The following is an 18,411-nucleotide window of genomic DNA, read 5'->3' as shown; positions in this document are numbered from 1 at the left end:
CGCGCCGCGGGCGGGGAGCGGGCATGACCGCGGCCGCGCCGGAGCGGGCCGGCGGCGAGGCGGCGCTGCGGCGGCTGCAGCTGCTGGTCAACCGCCGCCTGGACGGCCTGCTGCAGGGTGACTATCTGGGACTGCTGCCCGGGCCGGGCAGCGAAGCAGGGGAGTCGCGGGAGTATCGGGCGGGCGACGACGTACGGCGGATGGACTGGCCGGTCACCGCCCGCACCACGGTGCCGCACGTGCGGCTGACGGTGGCCGACCGGGAGCTGGAGACCTGGCTGGCCGTGGACCTGTCGCCCAGCCTCGACTTCGGCAGCGCCCGGATGCTCAAGCGCGACCTGGTGCTGGCGGCGACGGCGGCGATGACCCACCTGACCGTGCGCGGCGGCAACCGCGTCGGCGCGGTGGTCAACGCCGGAGGTCCCGACCTGGTCCGCCGACCTGCCCGGCCGGGCCGCCGGGAGGCCCAGGGGCTGCTGCGTACGGTGGCGCGCCTGATCGACGAGGGCGGCGCCGCCCGTGCCCGGCAGCGGCCCGCCGACAGCCTGGCGCCGCTGATCGAGGCGCTGAACAGCCCCCCGCGGCGGCGCGGGCTGGCCGTGGTGATCTCGGACTTCCTCGACCCGCCCGAGCGCTGGGCCTGGCAGCTGCGCAAGCTCGCCACCCGGCACGAGGTGCTCGCCGTCGAGGTGCTGGACCCGTGCGAGCTGGAGCTGCCCGCGGCCGGTGTGCTCGAACTGCGCGACCCGGAGACCGGTGCGCGGCACGAGGTGCAGACCGGCGACCGGGACCTGCGCCGCCGCTACGCGCAGGCCGCCCAGCGGCAGCGCGAGCTGATCGCCGACGCGGTGCGCACCGCCGGGGCGCGCCAGGTGCGCCTGCGCACCGACTCCGACTGGCTGCTCGACCTGGTGCGGTTCGTGGCCGCGCAGCGTCACCGCCGTTCCCGCGGGGGGAGCCGATGATCCGTTTCCTGGATCCGATGTGGCTGCTGGCGCTGATCCCGGTGCTGGCGCTGGCCGGCGCGTACGCCGCCCGGCACCTGCTGCGGCGCTTCCGCCGCGACACGGCGCTGCCGTTCAGCAATCTGGAACTGCTGCGCTCGCTGGTGCCCCGCGGGCTGGGCTGGCGGCGTCACGTGGCCGCCGGGCTCTTCCTGGCCGGGCTGTTCTCGCTGGTGACGGCGCTGGCAAGGCCGTCGGTGGAGGTCGACGAGCCGCTGGAGCGGGCGACCATCATCCTGGCCATCGACGTGTCGCTGTCGATGCAGGCCGACGATGTGGAGCCGACCCGGATGGAGGCGGCGCAGGAGGCCGCCAAGCAGTTCGTGCAGGAGCTGCCCGCCTCGTACAACCTGGGGTTGGTGTCCTTCGCGAAATCGGCGAACGTGCTGGTCTCGCCAGGCAAGGACCGTGCGGCGGTGCACGACGCGATCGACGCGCTGCAGCTGGCCGAGGCCACCGCGACCGGGGAGGCGGTGTTCACCTCGCTGGACGCGATCAAGGCCGTGCCCGACGCCGGGGCCGAGGGGCCGCCGCCGGCCCGGATCGTGCTGCTGTCCGACGGCTACCGCACCTACGGCCGGGCGATCGAGGACGCGGCTGCCGCGGCGGTCGAGGCGAACGTGCCGGTGACCACGATCGCCTTCGGCACCGACGCCGGCATGGTGGACATCGCCGGGCAGCTGCAACGGGTGCCGGTGGACCGGCAGGCCCTCGCCGAGCTGGCCGAGACGACCGGCGGCTTCTTCTACGAGGCGGCGTCGGCGGCCGAGCTGACCCAGGTGTACCAGGACATGGGCTCGTCGATCGGGCACAAGCGGGTGCCCAAGGAGGTCTCGCAGTGGTTCGCCGGGGCGGCGCTGCTGCTGGGCCTCGGCGCGGGCGCGCTCAGCCTGCTGTGGACCTCACGCCTGCCCTGACGGGCGGCGGGACAGGCCGGCGGTTTCGGCGGCGGGGGTGCGGGCCGCGCCTTCGGCCAGGCGGCGGTGTGCTCCCGTCGGCTTTGCTCTGCACCCATTCGCTTGCTCTGCACCCGTCCACGCAACCATCGAGGTGTTGCGTGGGCGGGTGCAGAGCAAAGCCGTGGTACGGGCACGTCGGCGGCGCTGCGGACGTGCGCTGCCGGTGGCGCTCAGCGGGCGCCGACCAGCAGGAAGACGGCTCCGACCCAGGTCGCGGCGAGGGTGAAGCCCAGCGGGGCGAGGTAACGGCTCATGACCTACTCCGGTGACTGTGTTGTACAGGCAACTACAGGGACACTCGGGTGAGTCATGACCAGGTCAGCGCGCAGGCCTCCCAGCCGGCGGAAGACACACCGGCTCGGTTTCGACGGGAGGACGCGCGGGGATGCGAGATTCAGGCGCGGGATCGGCGCGTTGCGGCTCGCAGGACCCGGCCATGACTCGGAGGATCGCTATCTCGCATAGCGATCACCTCCTTAGGCCGAAATCCAGGCTCGCAAACGTGGTGATCATACCGTATGGGCGATCGTGAGCCGCATCAGCCGTACCGGCAGGGTTTCCGTGTCCACCCGGACGGAGTGGTTTGGCGGAACTCCACAAAGATTATAGTCGGATTTAGTCACGGCCCCGTACCCGCCGCCTTCACTGCAGCGCCCTAGGCTCAGGCGGAACAACCTGATCGCGAAGGAGTTACCGTGTCTCGCACCGTCCTGGTCACCGGCGGCAACAGGGGTATCGGCCTGGCGATCGCGCAGGCGTTCGCCAAGCAGGGCGACCGCGTGGCGATCACCCACCGGGGCACCTTCGACCAGGCGCTGGCGCCGGAGATCCTGGGTGTCACCTGCGACGTCACCGACCCGGCAGCGGTCGACGCGGCGTTCACCACCGTCGAGAACGAGCTGGGCCCGGTCGAGGTACTGATCGCCAACGCCGGCATCACCGACGACACACTGCTGATGCGCATGTCGGAGGAGCAGTTCGGCCGGGTGCTCGACACCAACCTGAGCGGCGCCTGGCGCTGTGCCCGACGTGCCTCCACCAAGATGGTCCGCGGACGCTGGGGCCGCATGATCTTCATCTCCTCGGTGGTCGGTCTGTACGGCGGCGCGGGACAGGTCAACTACGCGGCGAGCAAGGCCGGCCTGGTGGGCATGGCCCGCTCCATCACCCGCGAGCTGGGCACCCGCAACATCACCGCGAACGTGGTGGCCCCCGGTTTCATCGAGACCGACATGACCGACAAGCTCACCGACGAGCGCAAGGCCGAGATCCGCAAGGCCATCCCGGCCGGCCGGATCGCCGCGGTGGACGAGATCGCGGGCGTGGTCACCTTTCTCGCGGGCGACGCCGCCGGCTACATCTCCGGCGCGGTCATCCCCGTGGACGGCGGCCTCGGCATGGGCCACTGACGGCTTCCGGGCCGTCGATCATGAACTTGTGGCCGCTGGTGGGGAGTCCACGGCGGTCCGCCGTCCAGGCGGTCGCCGGGACGAGCCACCAGCGGAGTGTCGGGCGGCGTGTCGCCACCCGGGCACCGTGCTCAACAAGAATCGAATGAGGAGTAGACGTGCTGCTCGAAGGTAAGCGGATCCTGGTCACGGGTGTGATCACGGAGCAGTCGATCGCTTTCAACGTCGCGAAGATCGCTCAGGAGCAGGGCGCGACCGTGGTGCTGACCGGATACGGCCGCCTGTCGCTGGTCGAGCGGATCGCCAAGCGGCTGCCCGTCACCGCGCCCGTGATCGAGCTGGACGCGACCAACCCGGAGCAGCTGGCGGCGCTCGCCGACAACGTGCGCGGGTACGTCGACGGCCTCGACGGCGTGGTCCACTCGATCGGCTTCGCGCCGTCCACCGCGCTGGGCGGGACGTTCCTGCAGACGCCGTGGGAGGACGTGGCCACGGCGGTACACGTGTCCACGTACTCGTACAAGGCGCTGGCCATGGCCGCCCTGCCGCTGATGCCGAACGGCGGCTCGATCGTCGGGCTGACCTTCGACGCGACCGTCGCCTGGCCGGTGTACGACTGGATGGGCGTGGCCAAGGCCGGCCTGGAGTCCGCCTCGCGCTACCTCGCCAACTACCTGGGTGACCAGGGCATCCGCAGCAACCTCGTGTCGGCCGGCCCGCTGCGCACGATGGCCGCCAAGTCGATCCCCGGCTTCGAGAAGTTCGAGGAGTCCTGGACCGAGCGGGCGCCGCTGGGCTGGAACCTCACCGACACCGCGCCCACCGCCAAGGCCGTGTGCGCGCTGCTGTCCGACTGGTTCCCGGCCACCACCGGCGAGATCATCCACGTCGACGGCGGCTATCACGCCCTCGGCGCCTGACGAACCGCTGCCCAGGCCGCTTCCCGCGACGGGAGGCGGCCTGAGCCGTCCACGGGCTGTGACGTGTCTGGGACGCCGGGTGGGCGATGTGTGGGCGGTCCGGGCGGGGTTCTAGCCTTTTACGCATGTACGACGCCTTCCTGCTCTTGTCGTTCGGCGGCCCGGAGCACCCGGACGAGGTGCTGCCGTTCCTGCACAACGTGACGCGGGGCCGCGGCGTGCCTCCCGAGCGGCTGGCCGAGGTGGCCGAGCACTACCTGCGCTTCGGCGGGGTGTCGCCGATCAACGAGCAGTGCCGCGAGCTGGTCGCCGCGATCCGGGCCGACTTCGCCGCCAACGCGGTCGACCTGCCGGTGTACTGGGGCAACCGGAACTGGCGGCCGATGCTGGCCGATACGCTGGCGCAGATGCGCGACCACGGCATCGAGCACGCGGTGGCGCTGGCGACCAGCGCCTACGGGTCGTACTCGTCGTGCCGGCAGTATCTGCAGGACATCGCCTCGGCGCGGGCCGCGGTCGGGCCGCGCGCCCCGGCGGTGGACAAGCTGCGCCACTTCCACGACCACCCGGGTTTCGTCGAGCCGTTCGGCGACGCGGTGACCGCGGCGCTGTCGACGCTGGACGTGACGCAGCACGAGAACACCCGGCTGGTGTTCACCGCGCACTCGATCCCGGTGTCCATGGCGGAGTCCAGCGGCCCCTGCGGCGGGCGCTACGAGGCGCAGCTGCGGGAGACCGCGCGGCTGGTCGCCGAGCGGGGCGCGCCTGGCCTGGCCTGGGACCTGGTGTGGCAGAGCCGCTCCGGTGCGCCGCACATCCCGTGGCTGGAGCCCGACGTCAACGACCACCTCGAGGTGCTGGCCAAGGAGGGTGTGACCCAGGTGGTGGTGAGCCCGATCGGGTTCGTCTCCGACCACCTGGAGGTGCTGTGGGACCTCGACGAGGAGGCCGCGGCGACGGCGCGACGGCTGGGCCTGGGGTTCGCGCGGGCGGGCACGCCGGGCGCCGATCCGCGGTTCGTGGCGATGGTGCGCGACCTCGTGCTGGAGCGGATGGCGCCGCCGGGCGACCATGCGCGTGCCGCGCTCGGTAGGCTCGAGCACTGGGATGTCTGTGCGAGCAACTGCTGCCCGCCGCCGGTGCGCAGCAACAGAGAGGGAACCCGATGACCGACCGCAAGCCGATCGCCGCCTGGTTGACCGACATGGACGGCGTACTGGTCCACGAGGGTGAGCCGGTGCCGGGCGCGCCGGAGTTCATCGGCCGGCTGCGGGCCTCGGGCGTGCCGTTCCTGGTGCTCACGAACAACTCCATCTACACCCCGCGCGACCTGCACGCGCGCCTGACCCGGCTGGGCTTCGACCTGCCGGAGTCGGCGATCTGGACGTCGGCGCTGGCCACCGCGCAGTTCCTGGCCGATCAGCGGCCGGGTGGGACGGCGTACGTCATCGGCGAGGCTGGCCTGACCACGGCGCTGCACGCGGCGGGCTACATCATGACCGACTACGAGCCGGACTACGTGGTGCTGGGCGAGACCCGCAACTACAGCTTCGAGGCGATCACCACGGCCATCCGCCTGATCAACAAGGGTGCCCGGTTCATCTGCACCAACCCCGACGCGACCGGACCGTCCAACGAGGGTGCGCTCCCGGCCGCGGGCTCGGTCGCCGCGCTGATCACGAAGGCCACCGGGATCGAGCCGTACTTCGTGGGCAAGCCGAACCCGATGATGATGCGCTCGGCGCTGAACAAGATCGGCGCGCACTCGGTCCAGGCCGCCATGATCGGCGACCGGATGGACACCGACGTGCTGTGCGGCCTGGAGGCCGGCCTGCACACCATCCTCGTGCTCACCGGAATCGCCACCAAGGCCGATGTGGAGCGCTACCCTTACCGGCCCTCGCGTGTGCTCAACTCCGTCGCCGACCTGCTCGACGAGGTCGAGCCGCTGACCCCGGTGCCCGCCGACGCCCCCGAGACTCCCGCCGCCTGACCGTCCCGCCCCCCGCCCTGCATAGACGCTGGCCTATGACGTCGAAGACGATCGCGGATTTTTCGATGTGATAGGCCAACGTCTATGAAAAAGCGGTGGCTCGCGCGCCGGTTTCAGCCCTCGAACGGAGCGTTGCAGGCGGCCATCAGGGCGGCCCGGCAAGCGCCGGCGAGCGGGCGCAGGGCGTCGTCGCGCTGCTGGGCCTCGAAGCTGTTCAGCGCCCCGCCCGGGGCGGCCTGCCCGGCCAGGGTCAGCACCCGGTCCAGCACGCAGGCGCGGGCGTAGAGCCGCCGGGCGCGCGGGTCGTAGCCCGGGGGCAGGTCGGTCTCGGCGTCGGGCTTGCGCAGCGCCTGGAGCGCCCCGGCCAGCTCCGGGCGCCACTGCGCCACGTCCAGGCGGACCAGCCTGGTGGTGGTCTCGGTCAGCGCGAGGCTGAGCGCGCCGTCGGCCTCGCGCACCCCCGGCAGCTGCGCGCTCGGGGCCTCGGGCAGCTCGAACGCCCGCCACAGCACCGTGGTGAAGGTGACCCCCGACCCGGACGTGTGCCGGCGTTCCTCGGGCACCAGGCCGAGCCGGCTGGCGATGACGCCCTCCCCGCTGACCAGAGCGTGGCTCGTGAACGGGCCGGGACCGGGCAGCCCGCGCGGGTCGCCGGGGGCGGGCAGCACCAGCCGGATCTCGTCGGGGTGCAGCTTGGCCAGCGCGGGCAGCGCCTCCCGCAGCTCGACCTCCTCGCGCCACTGGCCGGGCAGGTCGCGCACGTGCTGCTCCTCCTCGGCGGTCAGGTCGTCGAGGATCTCGTCGAAGGACACCAGTCCGGCGCGCCAGGCCCGGGTCCACGCGACGAAGCGGGCGGACCGGCGCGTGGTCAGGGTCACCTGCGCTGCGGGGGACATGCCGACCAGGGTACGTGCTGTTCCTGGGGTTTGTCCCGGACCGGCGCGTCATTGAGCGCGGAACGCGCGCGCGGACTAGGGTGCCGTCGCATGCGCTACAGCGACGATGTGCTCGATTCCTTCGACCGCCGCAAGCCCCGTCGGGTGACCCCCGAACATGACGCTGAGCTGGGCATGGTCGTCGAGGACGCGGGCAGCGGCTTCTGCGGTGAGATCGTGGGCTTCGAGTACGGCGCGGTGACCCTGGAGGACCGCCACGGCCGACGCCGGCACTTCCCACTGGAACCCGCCGCCTTCCTACTGGATGGGACGGTGGTCACGCTGCGCCGTCCGCAGGCCGCCGCGCCCGCGCAACCGCGCCGCACCGCGTCCGGTTCGGTCGCCGCCGCGCCGACCCGCGCGCAGGTCGCGCGGGCGGGCCGGATCTGGGTCGAGGGCCTGCACGACGCCGAGCTGCTGGAGCGGATCTGGGGCGACGACCTGCGCGCCGAGGCGGTCGTGGTGGAGCCGCTGCACGGCGTCGACGACCTGCCCGCCGCGGTGCGCGAGTTCGCGCCGGGACCGGGGCGGCGGCTGGGCGTGCTGGTCGACCACCTGGTCAGCGGCACCAAGGAGGCCCGGCTGGCGAAGGCCGTGGACAGCCCGTACGCCCTGATCGCGGGGCATCCGTACGTCGACGTGTGGCAGGCCGTGAAGCCGTCGCGGCTGGGCATGGAGGAGTGGCCGGTGGTGCCGTACGGGCATCCGTGGAAGGAGGGCATCTGCGCGGCGCTCGGCGTTACGGAGCCCGCGCTGTTCTGGCGGCGGCTGCTGTCGCGGGTGGACAGCTACCACGACCTGGAGACGCCGCTGGTGAACTCCGTGGAGCGCCTCATCGACTTCGTGACCACCCCGTCGGAGTAGCCGCGTCAGGGCTGCCTGGTGTGCACGAACGTGGCGATGTCCAGCTCCACCGGGGTGCGCTCGGTGTCGCGGCGCACCCGCATCACCTCGCCGTCGTTGCTGCCGCTGTGGCAGCGCCACACGTCCGCGCCCTCGGTGGTGAACCGCCACGGGGTGGCGGGCACGGTGACCGGGGTGAAGACCAGCTCGCCCGCGGCGGCGTCGAAGCTGGCGGCGAACTCCCGGCCCATCCACCACCAGGCGCCCTCCAGCTCGTGGGGCTGCCCGGCGGGCTGGGGCTGCCACGGCGCGGGGCGGTCCGGCTCGGCGTCGAGGACCTCGGCCAGCAGCTGCCGGCTGAGGTCGGCCATGCGCCGCCCGTGCAGGGTGTAGGCGTTGGCGAAGGTGACCACGCCGGTCCGGCTGGGCCGGTGCGCCCACAGGTGGGCCAGGTAGCCGGGCATCGAGCCGCCGTGCCCGGCGAAGATGCGCTCGCCGCTGCGGACCAGTTCCAGCCCGAGTCCGTGGCCGGTGGTCCAGGCGTCCAGGTCGGTCATCACGACCGGGGCGCACATCTCGGCCAGCGTCGCCGGGGCGAGCACCGCCGGGTCGGGCTCGGCCAGGAACGCGGCCCACTTGATCAGGTCGTCGGCGGTGGACCAGAGCTGCCCGGCGGGCGCCATCGCGCCGGCGTCGGTACGCGGCTCCTCGTGCAGCGTGCCGTGCCAGGGGTGCACCACGTAACCGCGGGCGAACGGCTCGACCTCGGCATAGCTGGTGCGGGTCATGCCCAGCGGCTCCAGCAGCCGCTTGGTGATCAGATCCGTCCAGTGCAGACCGGTGAGCTTGTGGGCGACCGCGCCGAGCAGCCCGTACGCCAGGTTGGAGTAGTGGTAGGCGCGGTGCGGCGGGTAGGCGAGCTTGTCCGGCGTCAGCGCGGCGAGGAACGTGTCCAGGTCCGGGCCGTCGTGCCGCTCCCACCACAGGCCGTCGGGTTCGCGCTGCAGGCCGGAGATGTGGCCCAGGAGCTGGCGGAGGGTGATCGCGCTGCCGACCGGGGTGCCGGGCAGGTGCCGGTAGAGCAGGTCGTCCAGGGACAGTGCGCCCTCGTCGCGCAGCTGCATCACCAGCACGGCGGTCAGCGTCTTGCTGATCGAGCCGATCCGGAACTGGGTGTCGCCGGTGGGCGCGGTCCCGGTGGCCGGGTCCGTGCCGGCCACGGCCAGGTGGGCCGGTCGCCCGTCGCGCACCACGGCCGCGACCAGGCATGGGGTACGCCCCTGCGCCTGGGCGCCGGCCACCAGCTCGTCGACCCGTGCCGCGGTCTGCGTGTTCAGCGTCATCGTCACTCCACCCTGTACGCACTCGCCGGTGCCGTTCCGCCTCGTGCGCTGCCAACTGCGCTGGACAACCTATGCGGACAACGGCGTCCAGGCCAGGGCGTTACCGCGGCTGGCTCCGCGTACCTCCGGATCTGGCCGAACGGACGAGGAGATCCACACCCCCCACCACTGGCGCGGGCGTGACACGATCAGCTCGTGGAAGATTGGATGTGGTGGCTACTCCTCGCAGCGGTGGCGGTGATCGCGGAGCTCTTCACCGGCACGTTCGTGCTGCTGATGCTGGCTGCCGGCGCGCTGGTCGCCTCGCTGGTGGGTCTGGCGGATGCGCCAGGCTGGATCCAGGGCATCGCGTTCGTCGTGGTGTCGGTCCTCTCGCTGGCGGTGGTGCGCCCCTGGATGAAGCACCGCTGGTTCCGGCAGGATGCCGATGCCGCCTCGATGGGCCTGTCGGTCACCGAGGGCTCGGACGCGCTGGTAGTGGAGCGGGTCGACGCCGACAACGGCCTGGTCAAAATCGGCGGCGAGCTCTGGCGGGCCCGGCCGTACGACGCCACGAAGACATATGTCCCGGGTGACCGGGTCCGGGTAGTGAAAGTGGACGGCGCGACGGCGCTGGTCTGGAGGGATTGATGGAGACTTTTATCACCGCGCTGGTGGCCATCATCGCGCTGATCGTCCTGATCACGCTGATCAAGATGGTGAAGATCGTGCCGCAGCAGCGCAACGACGTGGTCGAGCGCCTCGGCAAGTACAACCGCACGCTGACCCCCGGTCTGAACATCCTGGTGCCGTTCATCGACGCCGTGCGGACCAAGGTCGATCTCCGCGAGCAGGTGGTCAGCTTCCCGCCGCAGCCCGTGATCACGTCGGACAACCTGGTGGTCTCCATCGACACCGTGCTGTACTTCAAGGTCATCGACCCGGTGCGGGCCACCTACGAGATCGCGAACTTCCTGCAGGCGATCGAGCAGCTGACCGTCACCACCCTGCGTAACGTCATCGGCTCGATGGACCTGGAGCGGTCGCTGACCAGCCGCGAAGAGGTCAACCGGCAGCTGTCGGTGGTGCTCGACGAGAACACCGGCCGCTGGGGCGTCAAGGTGACCCGCGTCGAGATCAAGGCGATCGAGCCGCCGCCGAGCATCCGCGACTCCATGGAGAAGCAGATGCGCGCCGAGCGTGACCGCCGTGCCGCGATCCTCAACGCCGAAGGTGTCAAGCAGTCCCAGATCCTCACGGCGGAGGGTGACAAGCAGGCGGCGGTGCTGCGTGCCGACGGTGACCGCCAGGCCCGCATCCTGCAGGCCGAGGGCCAGGCCAAGGCGATCAAGCTGGTCGTCGACGCCATCCACGTGTCCTCGCCTGACAACAAGGTGATGGCCTGGCAGTACCTGCAGGCCCTCCCGCAGATCGCGGCCGGTGCGTCGAACAAGCTGTGGATCGTTCCGGTCGAGCTGACCAAGGCGCTGGACGGCATCGCGTCCACCTTCGGCGGCCTGCGCGGCGACCCGGCGGCGGCGGAGGCCGCCCGCGAGTCGGGTGCCGAGGCCGAGGCCGAGGCGCACCGCGTCGCGGCGGAGGCGGCCGCGGCCGTCAAGGAGATCGAGATCGAGGCCAGCCGCCTCCCCAAGGAGTGACGGACGGGAACGTGAAGGGCCGGCAGCACACGCTGCCGGCCCTTTCTCCGTGAACCCGATCAGCGCGGGTCGCGCCCCACGAGCAGCTTCCAGGGCACGAGAGCCGACTCGATCTGCACCCCGAGGCTCATCTTGGAGACGCCTTCCTCGCGCTCCTCGAACCGGATCGGCACCTCGGCGATGCGCAGGCCCCGGCGTACGACGCGGTGGTTCATCTCCACCTGGAAGGCGTAGCCGTTGCTCTGCACCGACTCGACGTCGATGGCGCGCAGGGTCTCCGCCCGCCAGGCCTTGAAGCCCGCGGTGGCGTCCTTGACCCCCAGCCGCAGGATGGTGTTGACGTAGAAGTTGGCCCAGGCCGACAGGGCCTTGCGGTGCCAGGGCCAGTCGCTGGCGACCGCGCCGCCCGGGACGTAGCGCGAGCCCAGTACGACGGCCGCGTCGGTCTCCGCCAGCGTCTGCAGCATCGCGGGGATCGCGGTGGTCGGGTGGGACAGGTCGGCGTCCATCTGGATCACGATGTCCGCGCCCTCGTCCAGCGCCCGGGTCATGCCCGCGACATAGGCGCGGCCCAGCCCGTCCTTGGCCGTGCGGTGCAGCACGCCGACCGGGATGGGTCCGTCGACGGCCAGCTTGTCGGCCACCTCGCCGGTGCCGTCCGGCGAGTTGTCGTCGACGACCAGCACGTGGACGTTCGGGACCGGCAGTGCCGCCAGCAGGTCGACGATCTTCGGCAGGTTGTCGCGCTCGTTGTACGTGGGCACGACCACGGTGATCTTCGGATCGGTGCTGTTCATCGATACCTCGGGATTGGGGACGTCCGACCGGCTGAGCGGGTCAGGGCAGACGGCCGATGGACAGGCGGCGGTCGCCGATCCTACCCGCCGACGGGGCCGAACGCCCCAAGCGCGGTGTCGCCGCCGTGCCGTGCCGCCCAGGACGGCAGAATCGGGACGTGGAACTGATCACTGATCCGGGTGACGAGCGGATCGCGGACTACCGGGCGCTCACCGACGTCGAGCTGCGTACGCGGTGGGAGCCGCCGCACGGGCTGTTCATCGCCGAGGGTGAGCTGGTGCTGCGGCGCGCGCTGCGAGCCGGTTACCGGCCGCGCTCGTTCCTGGTCGAGGCCAAACGCGCGGGGCAGGTCGCCGACCTCGACGGCGCGCCGGTGTACGGGGCCGACCCGGAGGTGCTGGAGCAGGTGACCGGCTTCCACGTGCACCGGGGCGTGCTGGCCAGCTTCCACCGCCAGCCGGTGCCGCCGGCCTCGGAGGTGCTGGCCGCGGCGCGCCGGGTGGTGATCCTGGAGGACATCAACAACCACACGAACATCGGGGCGATCTTCCGGGGCGTGGCGGCGCTCGGCGTGGACGCCGTGCTGCTGTCGCCGACCTGCGCGGATCCGCTCTACCGGCGCAGCGTGCGGGTGAGCATGGGTGAGGTGTTCGCGATCCCGTACGCCAAGCTCGACCCGTGGCCGCAGGCGCTGTCGGAGGTGCGCGACGCGGGCTACACGATCCTCGCGATGACCCCGGCCGCCGACGCGGTGCCGATGCAGCAGCTCACCGACACCCAGCGGCTGCGCCCGGCGCTGCTGCTGGGCGCCGAGGGGCCGGGCCTGTCCCGGCACGCCCTGGACGCCAGCGACGTACGGGTGCGCCTGCCCATGCGCCGCGGCGTCGACTCCCTCAACGTCGCCGCCGCCACCGCCGTCGCCTGCTGGGAACTGGGCCGCGACGACCTCGCGTGACCCGGCGGCGATCGGGCCCGCGGCGGTGGCGGCCGTCTCGTAGGCTGCCGCGCGTGACAGAACCGGCCACGCCCGAGGGGCGTTTCGGAATCGTGCGGCTGAGACGGCGGCTGGGCTGGTGGAGTGTTCCGGTGGGGGCGCTTGCCACCGCCGGGCTGATGCTGGTGCTCGTGATGGCCCCGCGATGGCTGTTCGGCGCGCCGGGGCCGCGGCCGTTCAGCTGGCGTGGCTTCGCGCTGATGTGGCTCCTGATGGCCCTGTTCGCGGCGCTGCTGGGGTGGTGGGAGCGGCGACGCACGACCGGCGGAGAGACGGGGCAGCAGCCCGGCGTGCCGAGGGTGCTCCGGGTCGCCGGTGCGGTCGCCGACGTCGTCTGGTTGGCGACCGCGGTCGCGGCGTCCGGCATGGCCTTCGAAAGCGAGATGCCCCTGCGTTGGGCAGCCCTGTCGACCGCCCTCGCCTTCGCTCCCATGGGGGTCGTGTGGCATCTCACCGATCGGTATGAGACCGAGCCGGCGGCGGTCGACCCGGAACCGTCGCGCTGACCCCTGGTGACGCCGGTCCCCCGACCGGAGCGTTCGCCGCCCGGGTGCGCGCCTCAGTAGGGTGGTGCTCACAGCTGAGCTGCGAGGGATGGGACCTGCGCCATGTGTACCGCTGACGTGCTCACCGCGGAGCCGTGGTGACGGCGGTGTTCCCGACGGTGCGTGAGGTGATCGCGCTGGATTCGGTGCGGATCGGCGCGCCGCGGCTGGTGGCGGGGGAGTCGGGGCTGGACCGGCCGGTGCGCTGGGTGCACTCGGCGGAGGTGCCCGACATCGCGACCCTGCTGCGCGGCGGCGAGCTGGTGCTGACCACCGGCATCGGGCTGCCCGCCGACGACGCGGGCGTACGCGCGTTCGTCAACGACCTGGCCGAGGTGGGCGTGGCCGGGCTGATCGTGGAGCTGGGACGGCGGTACACGGCGAGCGTGCCGCGGGTGATGGCCGCCGCCGCGCAGAAGGTGGGCATGCCGCTCGTCGAGCTGCGCCGGCCCACCCCGTTCGTGCAGATCACCGAGGCGGTGCACGCGCTGATCGTGGACGCGCAGCTGGCCGAGCTGCGCGCCACCGAGCAGATCCACCAGCGGTTCACCGAGCTGAGCGTGGAGGGGGCCGAGCCCGCCGAGGTGGTGCACCAGGCGGCGCAGCTCGCGGGCTGCCCCGTGGTGCTGGAGAACCTGGCCCGGCAGGTGCTGGCCTACGACGCGGCCGGGGACCGCGCGGAGATGCTGCTGGACGGCTGGGAGCAGCATTCCCGGCGGGTGAAGGCGCAGCCGTCCGGCAGCGGCCGCACCGGCTACGACCCGGACACCGGCTGGCTGGTGACCCCGGTCGGGGCGCGCGGCCAGGACTGGGGCCGCCTGCTGCTGCGCTGGCCCGCGTCGGGTGCCGTGCAGGACCTCACCGGCGGTGGACGCACGGCGGACCCCGGGCTGGGCGCACCGGAACGGCCGGTTCCCGGCAGCGGGGCGGCACCGGCTGCGGCCGGCGGGCCGGACGGCAACGGCGGGCCGGACGGGACCGGGCCGGACGCGGGCGAGCCGGGCAACCTGGGCGGCCATCCGGCGACGCCGCCGACCAGGCTCACCATCCTGCTGGAGCGGGCCGCGTCGACGCTGGCGCTGGGGCGGCTGATCCGGCGTGATGCCGAAGGGCTGGAGCGGCAGCTGCACGGCACGCTGCTGTCGGCGCTGCTGGACCACAGCCTGCCGGTGTCGGAGGTGGCCCTGCGGGCCGCCGCGCTGGGCATCCAGCTGGAGCGGCGCCGCCTGGTCGGGGTGGTCGTGCGGCACCGCGACGAGTCGCTGACCGCGGGCACCGAGGCCGCCCAGGCCGCGCTGCGCGACCTGGCCGATGCGGTGTCACAGGCGGTCCGCGAGGCCAAGCAGGCCGGGCTGACCAGCGCCGTCGACGACCGCGCGGTGGGGGCGCTGCTGGCGGTGCGCGGGGACGAGGAGCCCGCACTGGAGTCGTTCGCCGCCGCGCTGCGCCGAGGACGGCCCGACACGCTGCTGATCGCGGCAGGTTCGGGCGTGGACAGCCTGCGCGAGGCCCGCCGCTCGCTGGTGGAGGCCCGCCAGGTGGCGCAGGCGGCCCGGCACGATCCGAGTGGACCGGCGGTGCACCGGCTGCCCAACGTGGGCCTGCCGGGGCTGCTGCACCTGCTGCGCGACGAACCGCGGCTGCAGACGTTCGTGGAGCGGCAGCTCGGGGCCCTGCTGACCTACGACGCGGAGCATCCGAAGGACGCGCTGCTGCCGACGCTGCGGATGTTCCTGGAGCACGGGCGCAACAAGTCGATCGCCGCGGGCGCGGCGCATCTGTCCCGGCCCGCCTTCTACGAGCGGTTGGCCCGGATCGAGCGCATTCTGGGAGTAGACCTGGACTCGGTGCAGGCATGCCTGTCACTGCACGTGGCTCTGCTGGCGCGGGACGCGTTGCGGGGCTGACCTCAAACCTTCGATTCTTAGGCACGGCGCCCGGCGCGTAGCCCCTCGGCTTGACGACCTGTCAGGCGGACGCGGCGGCGGCTGGCAGGATGTAGCTTGCCCGGGCCTCCCGGAGCTGGGAGCGTCCAGGGTGATCTGACACACAGCCGTATACCGCCCGCCGAAGGACGTGTTAGCCCATGAGCACCGACGAACTGCTCAACCGCCACCGCGCTGTCATGCCCAACTGGATCAACCCGCTGTACGCCGAGCCCATCGAGCTGGTGTCCGGCTCGGGCTGCCGGGTCACCGACGCGGCGGGGCACACGTACCTTGATTTCTTCGGCGGCGTGCTCACCACGATGATCGGGTACGACATCCCGGAGATCTCCGACGCGGTGCGCCGCCAGATCGACAAGGGCATCGCGCACTCCTCGACCCTGTACCTGATCCGCAAGCAGGTCGAGCTCGCCGAGAAGATCGCGGCCGTGTCGGGCATCCCGGACGCGAAGGTGTTCCTGGCCAACTCGGGCACCGAGGCCAACGACACCGCGCTGCTGCTGGCCACGCAGTTCCGGCGCAGCAACCAGATCCTCGCGGTGCGCAACAGCTACCACGGGCGCAGCTTCGCCGCGCTCGCCGTCACCGGCCAGCGCAGCTGGTCGGCGACCTCGCTGTCCCCGGTGAACGTCAGCTACCTGCACTCCGGCGACCGGCTGCGCGGCGTGTTCGCGGGGCTGTCCGACGCCGAGTACATCGCGCGCTCGGTGACCGACCTGCGCGAGGTGCTGGCGACCACCACCGCGGGCGACGTGGCGTGCCTGATCGCCGAGCCGATCCAGGGCGTGGGTGGCTTCGTCGCACCGCCCGACGGCTACTTCAAGGCGATCAAGGAGGTGCTCGACGAGCACGGCATCCTCTGGGTCTCCGACGAGGTGCAGACCGGCTGGGGCCGGACCGGCGAGCACTTCTGGGGTTACCAGGCCCACGACGCGGTGCCGGACATGCTGACCTTCGCCAAGGGCATCGGCAACGGCTTCACCCTCGGCGGCGTGGTGGCGCGGGCCGAGGTGATGGACTGCCTGAGCGCGGTCTCGTTCAACACCTTCGGCGGCAACCCGATCAGCGCCTCGGCCGGCCAGGCGGTGCTCGACTACGTGCTCGACCACGACCTGCAGAGCAACGCGGCCCGGGTGGGCGAGGTGCTGCACGCGGGCGTACGCGGGCTGGACTCGCCGATCGTGGCCGAGGTGCGCGGCAAGGGCCTGATGCTGGCGTTCGAGCTGGTCCGGCCGGGCACCCTGGACCCGGCTCCCGAGCTGGCGCTGCGGGTGCTGGAGGAGACCAAGGCCAACGGGCTGCTGGTGGGCAAGGGCGGCCTCTACGGCAACGTGATCCGGATGGGCCCGCCGCTGACGCTCACCGAGGCCGAGGCCAAGGAAGGCCTGGACATCCTGGCCGCCGCGCTGTCAGCGGCATATCAGCAGGCCGTGCAGGCGTGAGAGGAGAAGGCATGAGCGGCGACATCGGATACATCACCCACTTCGTCGACGGCAAGCCGTGGGAGCACGGGGCGACCCGCCAGGGCGAGGTGTACGACCCGGCCACCGGCGCGGTGGCGGCGCTGGTGGACTTCGCGTCCGCGGCCGACGTCGGCGCGGTGGTGGGCGCCGCCGACCGCGCGGCGCGGGCCTGGCGGGACGCGTCGCTGGCCAAGCGCACCGCGGTGCTGTTCGCCTTCCGCCAGCTCATCCACGAGCGGCGCGAGGAACTTGCCGCGGCGATCACCGCCGAGCACGGCAAGGTGCTCTCGGACGCGGCGGGGGAGGTGCAGCGGGGCCTGGAGGTGGTCGAGTTCGCCTGCGGCATCCCGTCCGCCCAGCGCGGTTTCTTCAGCGAGAACGTCTCCACCGAGGTGGACTCGTACTCGATCCGTCAGCCGCTGGGCGTGGTCGCGGTGATCTCGCCGTTCAACTTCCCGGCGATGGTGCCGCTGTGGTTCGTGCCGATCGCCATCGCCTGCGGCAACGCGGTGGTGCTCAAGCCGAGTGAGAAGGACCCGAGCGCGTCGGTGCTGCTGGCGTCGTGGTTCGCCGAGGCGGGGCTGCCCGACGGCGTGTTCAACGTGGTGCACGGCGACAAGGAGGCCGTGGACGCGCTGCTGACGCACCCGCAGGTGAAGGCGGTGTCGTTCGTCGGCTCGACGCCGATCGCGCGTTACGTGTACGAGACGGGTACCGCGCACGGCAAGCGGGTGCAGGCGCTGGGCGGGGCGAAGAACCACATGGTGGTGCTGCCCGACGCGGACCTGGATCTGGCGGCGGACGCGGCGGTCAACGCGGGCTTCGGCTCGGCGGGCGAGCGGTGCATGGCGATCTCGGTGGTGGTCGCGGTCGACCCGGTCGGCGACGAGCTCGTCGGCAAGATCTCCGAGCGGGTGGCGGGCATCCGCACCGGCGACGGCCGCCGCGGCTGCGACATGGGCCCGCTGGTCACCCGGGTGCACCGGGACAAGGTGATCTCGTACGTCGACGCGGGCGAGCGGGCCGGCGCGAAGCTGGTCGTGGACGGCCGCGGCGTGCGGGCCGACGCCGACGGGAACGGGTTCTTCCTCGGGCCGACGCTGTTCGACGACGTCACGCCGCAGATGTCGATCTACACGGACGAGATCTTCGGGCCGGTGCTGAGCGTGGTCCGGGTCGGCTCGTACGACGAGGCGCTGGCGCTGGTCAACGGCAACCCGTACGGCAACGGCACGGCGATCTTCACCAACGACGGCGGGGCCGCCCGGCGCTTCCAGCATGAGGTGGAGGTCGGCATGATCGGAGTGAACGTGCCGATCCCGGTGCCGATGGCGTACTACTCCTTCGGCGGCTGGAAGGCGTCGCTGTTCGGCGACACCCACGCGCACGGTGCGGAGGGTGTGCACTTTTTCACTCGGGGCAAGGTGGTCACCAGCCGCTGGCTGGACCCGCGCCACGGCGGGATCAACCTGGGCTTCCCGACCCAGCACTGAGTACTCACGCAAGCCCCGTCCATGTGCCCTGAGCTGCATGGACGGGGTTTCGTGTTTGTGAGAGGATCGGCCCCCGCGGCTCCGATCGTGCCGCTCCGGCAACACGGTCGGAGCTTCTGTCATGTCCGC

17 protein-coding genes are annotated in these 18,411 nt (G+C 72.1%); 14 read left to right on the top strand and 3 right to left on the bottom strand.

The features are described 5' to 3' along the window. The first annotated feature begins 23 nt into the window (after positions 1-23). The 6 genes from FLL47_RS15945 to FLL47_RS15920 all read left to right on the top strand — a co-directional run bounded on the left by FLL47_RS15945 (position 24) and on the right by FLL47_RS15920 (position 6,285). The gene (locus FLL47_RS15945; RefSeq protein WP_144121302.1) at positions 24-965 is read left to right on the top strand and encodes a DUF58 domain-containing protein; all 942 of its coding nucleotides are present in this window, start codon (positions 24-26) and stop codon (positions 963-965) included. Further along, positions 962-1,921 (top strand): VWA domain-containing protein, encoded by a 960-nt coding sequence (locus tag FLL47_RS15940; RefSeq protein WP_144121301.1) that lies wholly within the window; start codon positions 962-964, stop codon positions 1,919-1,921. The genes FLL47_RS15945 and FLL47_RS15940 overlap by 4 nt, the downstream gene beginning before the upstream one ends. 737 nt (positions 1,922-2,658) lie before the next feature. Next, positions 2,659-3,372: a 3-oxoacyl-ACP reductase FabG gene (gene fabG / locus FLL47_RS15935; protein WP_144121300.1), complete on the top strand. Its 714-nt coding sequence runs from the start codon at positions 2,659-2,661 to the stop codon at positions 3,370-3,372. A 158-nt stretch (positions 3,373-3,530) separates the two neighbouring features. Beyond that, complete coding sequence (gene fabI / locus FLL47_RS15930) at positions 3,531-4,292, top strand: enoyl-ACP reductase FabI (protein ID WP_144121299.1); 762 nt, start codon at positions 3,531-3,533, stop codon at positions 4,290-4,292. A 125-nt stretch (positions 4,293-4,417) separates the two neighbouring features. Next, positions 4,418-5,461 (top strand): ferrochelatase, encoded by a 1,044-nt coding sequence (locus FLL47_RS15925; RefSeq protein ID WP_144121298.1) that lies wholly within the window; start codon positions 4,418-4,420, stop codon positions 5,459-5,461. Then, complete coding sequence (locus FLL47_RS15920) at positions 5,458-6,285, top strand: HAD-IIA family hydrolase (protein ID WP_144121297.1); 828 nt, start codon at positions 5,458-5,460, stop codon at positions 6,283-6,285. Before FLL47_RS15925 ends, FLL47_RS15920 begins: the two co-directional genes overlap by 4 nt. A gap of 113 nt (positions 6,286-6,398) precedes the next feature. On the opposite strand, the gene FLL47_RS15915 is transcribed toward FLL47_RS15920, so the two are convergent. Continuing rightward, the gene (locus tag FLL47_RS15915; protein WP_144121296.1) at positions 6,399-7,181 is read right to left on the bottom strand and encodes a hypothetical protein; all 783 of its coding nucleotides are present in this window, start codon (positions 7,179-7,181) and stop codon (positions 6,399-6,401) included. Positions 7,182-7,271: 90 nt separating this feature from the next. On the opposite strand from FLL47_RS15915, the gene FLL47_RS15910 reads away from it, so the two are divergent. After that, on the top strand, positions 7,272-8,084 hold the full coding sequence (locus tag FLL47_RS15910; protein ID WP_144121295.1) for a DUF3097 domain-containing protein: 813 nt from the start codon (positions 7,272-7,274) through the stop codon (positions 8,082-8,084). A 5-nt stretch (positions 8,085-8,089) separates the two neighbouring features. On the opposite strand, the gene FLL47_RS15905 is transcribed toward FLL47_RS15910, so the two are convergent. Further along, on the bottom strand, positions 8,090-9,406 hold the full coding sequence (locus FLL47_RS15905; RefSeq protein WP_144121294.1) for a serine hydrolase domain-containing protein: 1,317 nt from the start codon (positions 9,404-9,406) through the stop codon (positions 8,090-8,092). Positions 9,407-9,637: 231 nt separating this feature from the next. Here FLL47_RS15905 and FLL47_RS15900 point away from each other — a divergent pair, with 231 nt between their 5' ends. Together FLL47_RS15900 and FLL47_RS15895 are read left to right on the top strand one after the other, a co-directional pair. After that, the gene (locus tag FLL47_RS15900; RefSeq protein ID WP_246158000.1) at positions 9,638-10,036 is read left to right on the top strand and encodes an NfeD family protein; all 399 of its coding nucleotides are present in this window, start codon (positions 9,638-9,640) and stop codon (positions 10,034-10,036) included. Continuing rightward, a complete protein-coding gene (locus FLL47_RS15895; RefSeq protein WP_144121293.1) occupies positions 10,036-11,043 on the top strand; it encodes an SPFH domain-containing protein in 1,008 nt (335 codons plus the stop codon). The genes FLL47_RS15900 and FLL47_RS15895 overlap by 1 nt, the downstream gene beginning before the upstream one ends. Before the next feature lie 59 nt (positions 11,044-11,102). On the opposite strand, the gene FLL47_RS15890 is transcribed toward FLL47_RS15895, so the two are convergent. Continuing rightward, a complete protein-coding gene (locus FLL47_RS15890) occupies positions 11,103-11,840 on the bottom strand; it encodes a polyprenol monophosphomannose synthase (RefSeq protein ID WP_144121292.1) in 738 nt (245 codons plus the stop codon). 56 nt (positions 11,841-11,896) lie between these two features. Between FLL47_RS15890 and FLL47_RS15885 the strand changes: the two genes are divergently transcribed. From FLL47_RS15885 to FLL47_RS15865, 5 genes are all read left to right on the top strand, one after another. After that, positions 11,897-12,796, top strand: coding sequence for a TrmH family RNA methyltransferase (locus FLL47_RS15885; RefSeq protein WP_144121291.1), 900 nt, complete (start codon positions 11,897-11,899; stop codon positions 12,794-12,796). 53 nt (positions 12,797-12,849) lie between these two features. Continuing rightward, positions 12,850-13,341: a hypothetical protein gene (locus tag FLL47_RS15880; protein WP_144121290.1), complete on the top strand. Its 492-nt coding sequence runs from the start codon at positions 12,850-12,852 to the stop codon at positions 13,339-13,341. 146 nt (positions 13,342-13,487) lie between these two features. Beyond that, positions 13,488-15,287 carry a PucR family transcriptional regulator ligand-binding domain-containing protein gene (locus FLL47_RS15875; protein WP_144121585.1) on the top strand — a complete coding sequence of 600 codons (1,800 nt, stop codon included), beginning with the start codon at positions 13,488-13,490 and terminating at the stop codon, positions 15,285-15,287. Positions 15,288-15,466: 179 nt separating this feature from the next. Continuing rightward, positions 15,467-16,768 carry an aspartate aminotransferase family protein gene (locus tag FLL47_RS15870; protein WP_144121289.1) on the top strand — a complete coding sequence of 434 codons (1,302 nt, stop codon included), beginning with the start codon at positions 15,467-15,469 and terminating at the stop codon, positions 16,766-16,768. A gap of 11 nt (positions 16,769-16,779) precedes the next feature. Further along, positions 16,780-18,282 (top strand): CoA-acylating methylmalonate-semialdehyde dehydrogenase, encoded by a 1,503-nt coding sequence (locus FLL47_RS15865; protein WP_144121288.1) that lies wholly within the window; start codon positions 16,780-16,782, stop codon positions 18,280-18,282. Positions 18,283-18,411: the final 129 nt, after the last annotated feature.

The organism is Catellatospora sichuanensis, from assembly GCF_007483665.1.
Classification (GTDB): Bacteria; Actinomycetota; Actinomycetes; order Mycobacteriales; family Micromonosporaceae; genus Catellatospora; species Catellatospora sichuanensis.
The sequence above is the reverse complement of the archived record's forward strand: the minus strand, read 5'-3'. Positions and strand labels throughout refer to the sequence as shown.